This window comes from Anaerosporobacter sp. (genome assembly GCF_965301125.1).
This window is the reverse complement of the sequence record NZ_CBDLAM010000022.1, coordinates 5,931-16,758: the sequence shown is the minus strand read 5'-3', so window position 1 is coordinate 16,758 and position 10,828 is coordinate 5,931. Positions and strand designations below refer to the sequence as shown.

The window sequence follows — 10,828 nt, the reverse complement described above, 5'->3', positions numbered from 1 at the left end:
GTGTTATATGGGAATTATCTTTCGTAATAACAACTTTGGAATCATCTAAATCAATAACACCATATTTATTATATAAATTTAATAGTTTATCATATTGAGCTCCGAGATCAAACTCATGATTACCAGATACAGCATAAATAGGGGCAATATCTGATATTCCTTTTAATAAAGATTCAACTGCGGATATATCCGAATGAGCGGAATCTATCATATCTCCAGTGATTACGATTATATCAGGATTATATGATTTAATAGCTGATATTAGCTTATTATTACTTCCGTTAATAAGTTTGCAATGATAGTCAGAAATTTGAACAATTTTATAGCCATCAAAAGCATCTGGTATTTCAATGTCACTATAGACATAATGGGTTACGTCAAGATCATTATGGAAGCCTATGAATAATATGATAAGTATGATTAGTAATAAGAAATATTTTTTTAAGTATTTATAGAATATGTAAAACATTATAGTAGTCCTTTCAGGCATAATCGATTAATTGACAACTTTTATAGTTATTAGTCATGCTATATATTGTCTATTAACGGATTAGATATTAATTCGTATGCTTCTTACAGATTACTATATGATGAAAAATTTTACAAGAGTAAACTGAAGTATTTTCTATCTAAGTTGTAAGAATTAGACAGAACCAAGACATTTTGAAGCGAACAAGAAGAAAGGGATAAAGATGGGAGATATCATTGAATTTTACTGTAATAATAGCCAGATAATGAATGATGCCATAGATCGAATCGTAGTAGAGATATACTCTTACAAAAAACATTTTGGTGATAAATCTATATTGTTATCAGGATGTGGATCAAAAAGTGGGACAACAACAACAGCAATCAATCTCGCGATTGCATTATCGGCAGCTGGGTGGAAGACGTTACTAGTAGATTGTGATTTGCGAAAGGGAAGCAAGTTCAAGAAATTGAATGAGAATATTGGTGTGGGGCTAACGGATTATCTTGCTGAAAAGGCGGAAGTAGATAAAGTGATTTGTGAAACAAATTACGAATATTTAAATTATGTACCTAGTGGAACAGCATCAAATAGCCCAATTCGTTTATTATGTTCTACAAGATTGGAAGAGTTTGTATCATATGTAAAGGCTAAATATGATTATATCATTTTTGATTTTCCATCATTGAATATTGTAGCAGATGCTAATATAATGTTCCCTTATGTGGATGGGATTGCTTTAGTCGCTTCGTTAAATCAGACCACAAAGCGACAACTATGTGATGCTAGGAGAAAAGTAAGTAAGTTTGGTGATAAATGCTATGGATTAATTGTTAACCAAGTTGATTTACCACAATATAAAAAATACATAAAAGATTATGACTATTTCGGTGAAGAAAATATGAGCAAAAGGTATAAACGTTATAATCGAAATGATAAAAAACTGATAAAGGATAACGGGTGACTCATATGAAGAGAAGATGGACAAGAATAGCCAAGGTATTGCTGTTTCTATTTATCTTGATTACAGTGATCCCGTCGAAAGTTGAAGCAAAAAAAGATAGTTATGCAAATGCAAAACCAAGAATTGTAATTGATAGTTTTAAAGTAACAGATGACGCAATTGTACCTGGAGAAGAATTTGATTTAAAGCTAGTGCTGTATAATCCAGGAAGAGTATACAGTGCCAATAATATTTTGTTAACATTTACAAATAACGCCGATACCATTTCGGTTGTATACCCAGATTCAGATCAAATGTATATAGAGAAAATCGGTCCTGGTAAAAAAGAAGAAGTTACTATACGACTGAAAGCATCTTCTGAGATTAAAACGGAAACAGTTAAGTTTTCAATTAATGCAGTTTTTTCTGATGGAGAAACAAGTAGCAATTTAAATGATATGAGCTTATCGCTACCTGTTACCAAGTCTAGTAAATTCGAGATACAAAATGTATCTATACAAGAAGAGGTATATATAGGAGCGAAGACTAGAGCTCATATAACATATAAGAATTCAGGTTCAGATAATTTCTATAATGTTACAATGCATATAGAAGGGGAAGCTCTTGATACAAGTCAACAGTATAGCCTTGGTAGTCTTGTTGCAGGTAAAGTTAGTTATGCAGAAGCATACATAGAATTTGTAAAGTTAGGAAAACAGTCGATTAATATTTATTTTACTTATGAAGATATTAAAGGAAGCCAGTATACGACAGAGCCTTATGTTTCTCAAGTTGAATCGATTGAACAGAGCGAGGAAGCAGAGAAACCATCTGAAGTAATTGATAATACAAGTAGTAATACACGAGGTTTTATTGGAAAAATTAGTGTAATGGTAGGGATTATTGTAGTAGGATTTTTTGTGATTACTTTGATAAAAAGATATAAACGTTAGGAGGAAAAAAGAGTGGGTGATGAGATACAGTTAGAAGACATAAAATTAAGCATCTTTGCATTATGGGAAAAGAAGCTGCTTATCATTGCAATGACGATATTAACATTTTTAGTAGGTTTGTTTCTTACTTATGACACACAACCAATAAACACGTATCAGGCATCAACTACAGTTTATAGTGTTGCTTATGGTAAAACGAAAGAATCTCTTAATTCTTCTATTGCTTTAATATCTTATGCAGATATAGTGACGAGCACTAGAGTGTGTGAACGAGCTGCCTTACTAATTAGCGAGACCGTAGATGTTGATGCATCATCAATTCAAAGTATGATAGGAGTAAGGGCAGTAAGTGATTCTGTTATTGAAATTGGTGCAGTTTCAACAAATCCCCAGTTATCAATATTGGTTACAAACGCAGTTGCTGAAGCCTTTGTAAGAGAGATTACAAGTATAACATCAAATGATACGATTCAGATTCTAGATTCTGCTGAATACGGCATTTTAAGTGGAGATGGTCATAAGGACTTATTAAAAAAGAGAATACTTTTTGGTATGATAGGATTTGTATTAAGTTGTGGTTGGATAATCATTTCAGAACTAACTTCGAATCGTGTTAAGTCAATTGTTCAATGTATTGATCAGGATGAGAATGAGATTCTTGGAATTATACCGTATACGGAATTTGAAAAATAGGTGATCTAGGATGATAAAGAAAATATGTTTTGCGGCTTCTTCAGGAGGACATCTTGAGGAAATATCAAGATTAAAAGAAATAGAAAAAGAGTATTCTTCATTCTTACTTACTGAAAAGGGAAATTTTAATGAGCTAGATTTTACAGAAAAAGTGATCTATGTATCACAGATAAACAGAAGAGAAAAGTTATTTGTATTCAAATTCATAGCTTTGTTTTTCAAGTCATTTCAAATATTAATAAAGGAGAAGCCAGATTGCATTATCTCATTAGGCGCATTAGCAACTTATCCGATTTGTCTATTAGGAAAAATAATGGGAAAGAAGATTATCTATATAGAGTCTTTTTCTAGAGTGGATGCCCCTTCATTATCAGGGAAGTTAATGTATAGAATTGCAGATTTGTTCATAGTGCAATGGAGAGAACTGTTAGAGTATTTTCCAAAAGCTGTTTATGGTGGCGGAATATTTTAAGGAGATGGTTTTGTGATATTTGTTATATTAGGAACACAGAAGTTTCAATTAAACCGATTACTAAAAACATTGGACATGTACATAGAGCAAAATTTAATTGAAGAAGAAGTAATTGCGCAGATTGGAAACTCTGATTATACACCTGTTCATTATACTTATGAACGTTTTTTAGATAAGGAAAAGTTTGATGCCTATATTAAAGGTGCATCTTTAGTTATTACACATAGTGGTGTAGGATCAATTATAACATCCATTAATGCAAAGAAACCTATTATAGTGTATCCGAGATTAGCAAAATATAAAGAGCATGTCGATGACCATCAACTTGATATAGCAAGTGCATTTGAAAAAAAGAACTATGTATTATGCTGTAATGAAAAAGATCAGTTAATCGATTTGATTCATAAAGGAAAAGACTGTGAGTTCGAAATCTATACGTCTAAAAGGGAACAGATCATAGACATTGTTAGTCAGTTCTTAGCAACGAATTAATAATCATGGCATATAAAAGAGGTGGGAAGTATGGTAAAAGTGAGTGTAATTGTGCCGGTATACAATGTAGAAGAGTATCTGCCAAAGTGTTTAGACGGATTAGTGAATCAAACACTGAAAGATATAGAGATCATTGTTGTGAATGATGGCGCCTTAGATAATTCACAGAAGATAATAGATGAATATGCAAATAAATATTCTTGTATTAAATCATACATAAAACAAAACGGTGGTTTATCAGATGCGAGAAATTATGGTCTTAGGTATGTAACGGGTGAATATATTGGCTTTGTTGATTCGGATGATTTTGTAGAGACAGATATGTATGAACTTATGTACAAGAAGGCAAAAGAAGAAGATAGTGATATTGTTGAATGCAATCTTAGACACACATATATTGATCATGAAGATATTGAAATTGGCAATAAAATAACAGATAAAAAAGAAATGTTGATGATTGGAAGGTCTGTTGTTTGGAATAAAATCTACAAAAGTAAGTGGCTACAAGAGACGAATGTAAAGTTTCCGAAAGGTTTAATTTATGAGGATGTTGAATTCTTTTTAAAACTAATACCACATATTAATACGTATTCGTATATAGATGAAGCGTGTATCCATTATGTGCAAAGAAGTAATTCGCTAAATAATTTTTCCTCTCTTAAAACTCAAGATATATTTATCATACTGAACAATATATATCAATATTATGAACAGAATGGATATCTTAAAGAATACGAAGAAGCGTTGGAATTCTTTTATGCAAGAATTTTGTTATGTAGTTCCTTTTCAAGAATGTGTAGAATTGCGGATAAGTCACAATGCAAAATGGCATTAAAGAACAATTGGGATACCTTAATGAATGAATTTCCAGCGTGGAGAAAAAATTCCTACTTAAAGAAGAATAGTTCAGCAAAATTATTATTTATGAGAACAGTGACGAAGACAACATATAAATTATATAGCCTACTGTTTCCTACTGTTATTAAGATGAAAATTAATCTAAAGAATAGTTTTAGTTAGGGAGATTTAAGGTGCCATGAAAAGACTAAGTATTATTATACCAGTATATAATGCGGATAAATTTTTGGAAGAATGTTTACAATCCATCATACGTAATGAATATGAAGATATGGAAGTAATAATTATAAATGATGGAAGTAAAGATGATTCCCTAGAAATTTGTAATAAATATAAAAATATAGATAGTAGGATTCAAATTATTGATAAAAAGAATACAGGAGTATCCGATTCTAGGAATGTGGGAATTAAGGCGAGTCAAGGCCAATATATTATGTTTCTTGATGCAGATGATTTCTTGGAACCTGATGCTCTTACCATAATTATTGAAGATATTATTAGAGACAAATATGATTTCGTTGCCTACAGCTATTATACTTTGAAAGAGGATGGAGCCCGAAAAGAAGAGTTGTTTGATATAGACAACGAATGCAGTGATTTGCAAGTGATTCGAGAATATATGTTGGCTTCCTCTACTTTAAATACTTGCTGGGGTAAATTATTTCGAGCAGAGATTATTAAAGAAAATCAAATAACGTTTCAGGCTGATTTAAAGATTGGGGAAGATTTTGTATTTGTGGCAAAATACTTTATGCAGGTACAAAGTTCCATTATTAAGAATATTCCAATCATTAGTTACAGACAGCATGGTGAGAGTGCAATGCGAAAATATGACTTTAGGACAAGAATATGGTATACGGATTATTTGTTCCGATTCAACAAGAACTGTGTAGAAACTTTACATGATGAAGATCTAACAAAAAAGATGTATGTTTACTATTTTCGAGTGATAACTAATATTTTACTGGAGTTTACCAAAAGCAAGGAAGGTTTGAAAAAGCTATATAAGAAAGCTTTTGAATTTGAAAGTATTAATGAAATTATTGATTCGATAGATATCAAAATGACATCATCCTATAAAAAATTAGAATGTATTTTGTTGAAAAAAAGGTCGTATTTGTTTTTGTCTATCTATTTTAAGATAAAAAGTTGTTTCTCTTAGGAGTAATCAAAAGGATAAAGGGAATGGGTAAGATGAAGCAAAAGAGATTAGGACAAAACTTATATGAATATGGATTCGTTATATTGGCGGTTAAGTTTCTATTGGATGCTTCTTCGCTTTTTAAAAGACCAGAATGGATAGATACGTTACTAATTCTTTCATTTTTTGGAGTAATGATATGGAAAATTGCTTTACAAAGCTACACAATGACCCGTTTGTTAGTATATGGTTTAATGGGAGTAGTTTGTGCTTATACATGTATTAAAGGAAATTACTTCTTTATACTATTTAGCTTTCTAGGTATTATAGCTATGCAAGATGTGGATTTGAAGGAAGTGGTAAGAAAAACTTCTAATGTGAAAATTGCAATATTGCTTATACATATACTTGTATATTTCGTTATATTACTAGTAACGCCTGATAAGATTGATTACGTATATAGGAATGGAATTAGGCGACATTATTTCTTTTTGGGACACCCCAATACGTTTTCAATGTTAACGTTATGGACATCAATGGAATATCTATATTCAAGATACGATAAATTGAAAGTAATAAACCTAGTAGTTATATGGATTATCAATTTACTTACGTATCAATTTACGAATTCTAATACAGGCGTTTTGGTGACCACAATTGCTGTTGCTCTTTCGATATGTGACAAGAAGAATGTGAAGAGGATTATTAATATGTTAAAGCCTCTATCGAAGTACAGTTTTGCAGCATGTTCAATTGCAATACCGCTCTTTGTCGCATCGTACACTAAGTTTTCTGGAAGAATGATGGGTATTTTTAATAGTATCAATGATTTATTTACAGGAAGATTACTATTTGGCGCATATATATATGATGTTTATGGATTTACCTTGTTAGGAAGAACGATTAGCTTTGCTCCTAAGATATATTGGAGAGGGCAATGGTTTGATGCGATTGTCTTAGATAATTCGTATATATGGTTATTTGTAATGTATGGATCACTATATCTAATAATCTTATCGATTGCCTTTTACTTAATAGCAAAAAGTACTAGCAATATTGAAAAGATTTTAATTATCTCTTATACATTTTACGGAATTATGGAAGCTTATATCATTAATGCTGCAAGTTGTTTCCCAATACTTTTAATAGGAAAGTATCTGTATATTAAAATACAAGAAAAAAGAGCACTTAAGGTGAAGAACAAAATTAGCAGGGAGGGAAATTATGGGCATTAAGATTAGCGTTATTATACCTGCATATAATGTTGCGGGATATCTTGAAAAATGTTTGGATAGTGTTTTAGCTCAAGATTTCATAGATTATGAAGTGATTCTTATAGATGATGGATCAACTGATGATACCCCCAAGATAGCTGATACATACGCGAAAAAAGATAAGCGAATTCAGGTTATACATAAAACAAACGCAGGAGTGTCAATCGCAAGGAATACAGGTATAGAATTAGCGCAAGGAGAATATATCTTATTTTTTGATGGAGACGATTTTAGTGAAAGTTATTGTTTAAGAGAGCTATATGAAACAGCGGTTGATAAGAAGGTAGATACTGTAATATACGGTTATTATAGATATGAGAATCAAGCAATTAAAGAGACGTGTTATCCTATTTTTAAAAATGAATTCTATTCAGGAGAAGAAATTCTTGAAAATTTAGCTACAAGGTTTATTGGTGTTTCGCAAAATAATGTAAATGCGTGGCTAAGAAATGAAGAAGATGCATTATATGTAGAGAATCCTGCCCTGTGGAGAATGATGGTAAGTACGAAGCTGATTAAAGAGAATAAGATTCGATTTAACTCTAATTTAAAAGTGGGTGAAGACACAATTTTTACAACTGAATATCTTAGTTATGCAACGAAGTGTTATGTATTGCAGAAGTGCTATTATTATTTAGTAACTAGAGAAACTTCCACAATATTTACCTATGAGAAAAATCCATTAGCTAAGTTAGAAGGAAAAGTTAAGTTGCTAGATGCAAGAAATGAAGTAACTAGTAATATAAAGAAACGTACTAGTTTTGATATTGAGACATATTGGAGAGGGACAGTAATCATGTCTTGTATGGAGATAGCATTTTTGATGGCGAGACGTAATCCTAATGTAGGTTTTTTCAAAAGGTATAAGATGTTCCTTAGTTATATTAAAATCACAGATGTCCAAAAGATTATTAAGGAGTTCAAATTAGAATTCAAAGGTGGAATTAAGCTAATACCGTTTTTGATGTTGAAGACTAGATTGTATTTTCTATTGTTTTTATCGGTGTCATTTCTGAACGCGATACATTACGAATTCAAAAGGTAATGGACAGAGAGAGGGGGAAGGGTTGTGAAGATTGCATTCTTAAATCTATGTCATTGCGATCCTGATGTCGTAGCAAGAGTAACGAATAAATTAACTGAGAATGAGAATTTCCATATGTATATACATGTTGATGCAAAATCAGAAATAGATGTCTTTGAAGAGAAATTAAAGAGTATTCCACATGTATACTTTACTAAGGAAAGATTCAAAGTATATTGGGGAGGCTTTAATGCAATAAATGCAACGTTAGGACTTCTTAAAGAGGCATTAGCATCGAAGGAAAAATACGAATACTTTGTTATTTTACAAAATCTTGACTATCCAATAAAATCCAATTCTTATATTGAACAGTTCTTTGAAAAGAACAATGGAAAAGAGTTTATTAGGGGTTGTAACATTGCTAAAACAAGAGATTGGCACTTTTCTAGAAAATATAAGATCTATAACAAACGTGACGATGACTTTTACCTAAGTAATCCTTCAAAGATGAGGAAGTTATTACGATATGCTTCGCTGAGATTAAAAAGTATGGGAACTATAGGATTTAATGGAGTTATTAAAGAAAAAGGAGAAATATTTCCTTTGTATTATGGAGCTGCACAATGGGCGATTACAAGAGAGTGTGCAGAGTATATAGTAGATTTTGCAAATGCTCATAATAGGTTTAACAAAGTTATGAAACATATACAGTTTCCAGATGAGGAGTACTTTCATACCATTGTACATAATTCTCCTTTTAAGGTAAATTGTATTAAAAGCGATGAGGCGATTAAAAGATGGTTGGTAAATTGGAGAAATATCCATTATTTTGAATACCCGAAAGAGATTACAGTATTTGATGAGCTGGATTATGATAAATTAATGAAGCAGGAAGAGTTGTTCTGCAGAAAAGTCAAAACAAATCAATCAGAAAAGTTAATGGATTTAATTGATTTGGCAACAACAGATAATATGGGAGGTGTATTGTGAAATCAATCATTCATAAAATCTTGCGATTTATAAAACAAGAAATGATATTATATCCATATTTTTATATGAAGAATAATCGGATACGAAAGGTTTCACCAAGAGTTGATATCAAATCAATTGAAGAAACGATAGATACAATAATAAAAAAACGAGTATCAATGAGTCGTTACGGTGATGGTGAATTTTCTTGGATGATGGGCATTAAACAGAATACATTTCAAGATTACTCAGTAAAGATGCGGGATCGATTAATAGAAATTATCAGCTCTTCTACTGAAAATCATATTGTATGCTTATCGGATGCATTTGGTAGCCTTAAGATGTATAATCGGTTTGCAAAGCGATTTTGGAGCGAATTCATGATAAATCATAGAATGGATTGGATTCAATTTTTAGATTCTAATAAACCCTATTATAATACCAATGTCACCCGGCTATACATGGATTACAAGGACAAAAGTTTAGCAAAAAAGAGATTTGATTATATTAAAAAAATATGGGACAAACAGGATATTGTTATTGTTGAAGGTGAAAAAACAAGATTAGGAGTTGGTAATGATTTATTTGAAAATGCAAAAAACATTCAAAGAATACTTGCACCAGCGACAAATGCTTTTAATCGATATGAAGAGATTTTATGTGAAGTCAAGAAGGTTGATAAGCAATCATTAATCTTAATAGCATTAGGTCCAACAGCAACAATACTTGCCTATGATTTAGCAAAAGAAGGATTTTGGGCACTAGATGTTGGGCATGTTGATATTGAATACGAGTGGTGCTTAATGGGAGCAAAAACAAAAGTACCAGTTCAGAATAAATATGTGAATGAAGCTGCTAAAATTGGTGGAACTAATATTAACAACAGTACAGATAGTAAGTATCTAAGTGAAATAACAGTCAAACTGTATTGAAAGAAGGTGAAAGTGTGAATGAGTTAGTATCCATAATAGTTCCTGTATATAATTGTGAACAATATCTAAATCGCTGTATCGATTCAATACTAGATCAAAGTTATATAGGTATTGAAGTTCTGTTATTAGATGATGGATCTGTTGACAATTCAGGAGAAATCTGTGATGAGTATGCAAAGAAAGATAAGCGTGTTAGAGTTTTTCATAAGGAGAATACAGGAGTATCGGATACAAGAAATTATGGAATCATTGAAGCGTCAGGTGAATACATACAATTCGTTGATAGCGATGATTGGATAGAAAAAACTATGACCGAAGATTTAGTAAATAATATGAAAAGCTGTGACTCGGATATGGTTGTATGTGGCTATGTTCGTATTACTAAGTATATGCACCGAAAGGATAAAATCTGGGATAAACAAGGGATCTATTCTAATCAAGATTATATGAAGAATATTTTGAATGACCCAACTGGTTATTACTACGGTGTAATCTGGAATAAACTTTATAAATCTTCAATTATTAAAAATAATCATTTGCACTTTCTGGAAAAACTAAATTTAGGTGAAGATTTTACTTTTAATATGCAATATCTAAGACATGTAAAG

General features: G+C 31.3%; 13 protein-coding genes. 12 read left to right on the top strand and 1 reads right to left on the bottom strand.

Annotation, left to right across the window (positions count from 1 at the left end):
* Positions 1–469 (bottom strand): metallophosphoesterase (locus tag ACW2QF_RS04130; RefSeq protein WP_455714731.1); only part of this gene is annotated, 469 nt, incomplete at its 3' end.
* A 223-nt stretch (positions 470–692) separates the two neighbouring features.
* Here ACW2QF_RS04130 and ACW2QF_RS04125 point away from each other — a divergent pair.
* The 12 genes from ACW2QF_RS04125 to ACW2QF_RS04070 all read left to right on the top strand — a co-directional run.
* Entirely contained in the window at positions 693–1,433 is a 741-nt protein-coding gene (locus ACW2QF_RS04125; protein ID WP_455714730.1) for a CpsD/CapB family tyrosine-protein kinase, read from the top strand.
* Between the two features lie 5 nt (positions 1,434–1,438).
* Positions 1,439–2,365 carry a hypothetical protein gene (locus tag ACW2QF_RS04120; RefSeq protein ID WP_455714729.1) on the top strand — a complete coding sequence of 309 codons (927 nt, stop codon included), beginning with the start codon at positions 1,439–1,441 and terminating at the stop codon, positions 2,363–2,365.
* Between the two features lie 12 nt (positions 2,366–2,377).
* Complete coding sequence (locus tag ACW2QF_RS04115; protein WP_455714728.1) at positions 2,378–3,058, top strand: YveK family protein; 681 nt, start codon at positions 2,378–2,380, stop codon at positions 3,056–3,058.
* Positions 3,059–3,068: 10 nt separating this feature from the next.
* Positions 3,069–3,530: a PssD/Cps14F family polysaccharide biosynthesis glycosyltransferase gene (gene pssD / locus ACW2QF_RS04110; protein ID WP_455714727.1), complete on the top strand. Its 462-nt coding sequence runs from the start codon at positions 3,069–3,071 to the stop codon at positions 3,528–3,530.
* Between the two features lie 12 nt (positions 3,531–3,542).
* Positions 3,543–4,022 (top strand): PssE/Cps14G family polysaccharide biosynthesis glycosyltransferase, encoded by a 480-nt coding sequence (gene pssE, locus ACW2QF_RS04105; protein ID WP_455714726.1) that lies wholly within the window; start codon positions 3,543–3,545, stop codon positions 4,020–4,022.
* 30 nt (positions 4,023–4,052) lie between these two features.
* On the top strand, positions 4,053–5,042 hold the full coding sequence (locus ACW2QF_RS04100; protein WP_455714725.1) for a glycosyltransferase family 2 protein: 990 nt from the start codon (positions 4,053–4,055) through the stop codon (positions 5,040–5,042).
* A 16-nt stretch (positions 5,043–5,058) separates the two neighbouring features.
* Positions 5,059–6,042: a glycosyltransferase family 2 protein gene (locus ACW2QF_RS04095; RefSeq protein WP_455714724.1), complete on the top strand. Its 984-nt coding sequence runs from the start codon at positions 5,059–5,061 to the stop codon at positions 6,040–6,042.
* A 23-nt stretch (positions 6,043–6,065) separates the two neighbouring features.
* Positions 6,066–7,256: a hypothetical protein gene (locus tag ACW2QF_RS04090; RefSeq protein WP_455714723.1), complete on the top strand. Its 1,191-nt coding sequence runs from the start codon at positions 6,066–6,068 to the stop codon at positions 7,254–7,256.
* Positions 7,246–8,340 carry a glycosyltransferase family 2 protein gene (locus ACW2QF_RS04085; protein WP_455714722.1) on the top strand — a complete coding sequence of 365 codons (1,095 nt, stop codon included), beginning with the start codon at positions 7,246–7,248 and terminating at the stop codon, positions 8,338–8,340. Before ACW2QF_RS04090 ends, ACW2QF_RS04085 begins: the two co-directional genes overlap by 11 nt.
* A gap of 24 nt (positions 8,341–8,364) precedes the next feature.
* Entirely contained in the window at positions 8,365–9,309 is a 945-nt protein-coding gene (locus ACW2QF_RS04080) for a beta-1,6-N-acetylglucosaminyltransferase (protein ID WP_455714721.1), read from the top strand.
* Positions 9,306–10,220: an SP_1767 family glycosyltransferase gene (locus tag ACW2QF_RS04075; RefSeq protein ID WP_455714720.1), complete on the top strand. Its 915-nt coding sequence runs from the start codon at positions 9,306–9,308 to the stop codon at positions 10,218–10,220. Before ACW2QF_RS04080 ends, ACW2QF_RS04075 begins: the two co-directional genes overlap by 4 nt.
* Positions 10,221–10,234: 14 nt before the next feature.
* On the top strand, positions 10,235–10,828 hold a 594-nt coding region (locus ACW2QF_RS04070), incomplete at its 3' end, for a glycosyltransferase family 2 protein (protein ID WP_455714719.1).

Excerpts from the sequence above, each read along its gene's own strand:
- ACW2QF_RS04125 (WP_455714730.1), top strand. The coding sequence starts at position 693 with ATGGGAGATATCATTGAATTTTACTGTAATAATAGCCAGATAATGAAT.
- ACW2QF_RS04120 (WP_455714729.1), top strand. The coding sequence starts at position 1,439 with ATGAAGAGAAGATGGACAAGAATAGCCAAGGTATTGCTGTTTCTATTT.
- pssD (WP_455714727.1), top strand. The coding sequence starts at position 3,069 with ATGATAAAGAAAATATGTTTTGCGGCTTCTTCAGGAGGACATCTTGAG.
- ACW2QF_RS04100 (WP_455714725.1), top strand. The coding sequence starts at position 4,053 with ATGGTAAAAGTGAGTGTAATTGTGCCGGTATACAATGTAGAAGAGTAT.
- ACW2QF_RS04095 (WP_455714724.1), top strand. The coding sequence starts at position 5,059 with ATGAAAAGACTAAGTATTATTATACCAGTATATAATGCGGATAAATTT.
- ACW2QF_RS04090 (WP_455714723.1), top strand. The coding sequence starts at position 6,066 with ATGGGTAAGATGAAGCAAAAGAGATTAGGACAAAACTTATATGAATAT.
- ACW2QF_RS04085 (WP_455714722.1), top strand. The coding sequence starts at position 7,246 with ATGGGCATTAAGATTAGCGTTATTATACCTGCATATAATGTTGCGGGA.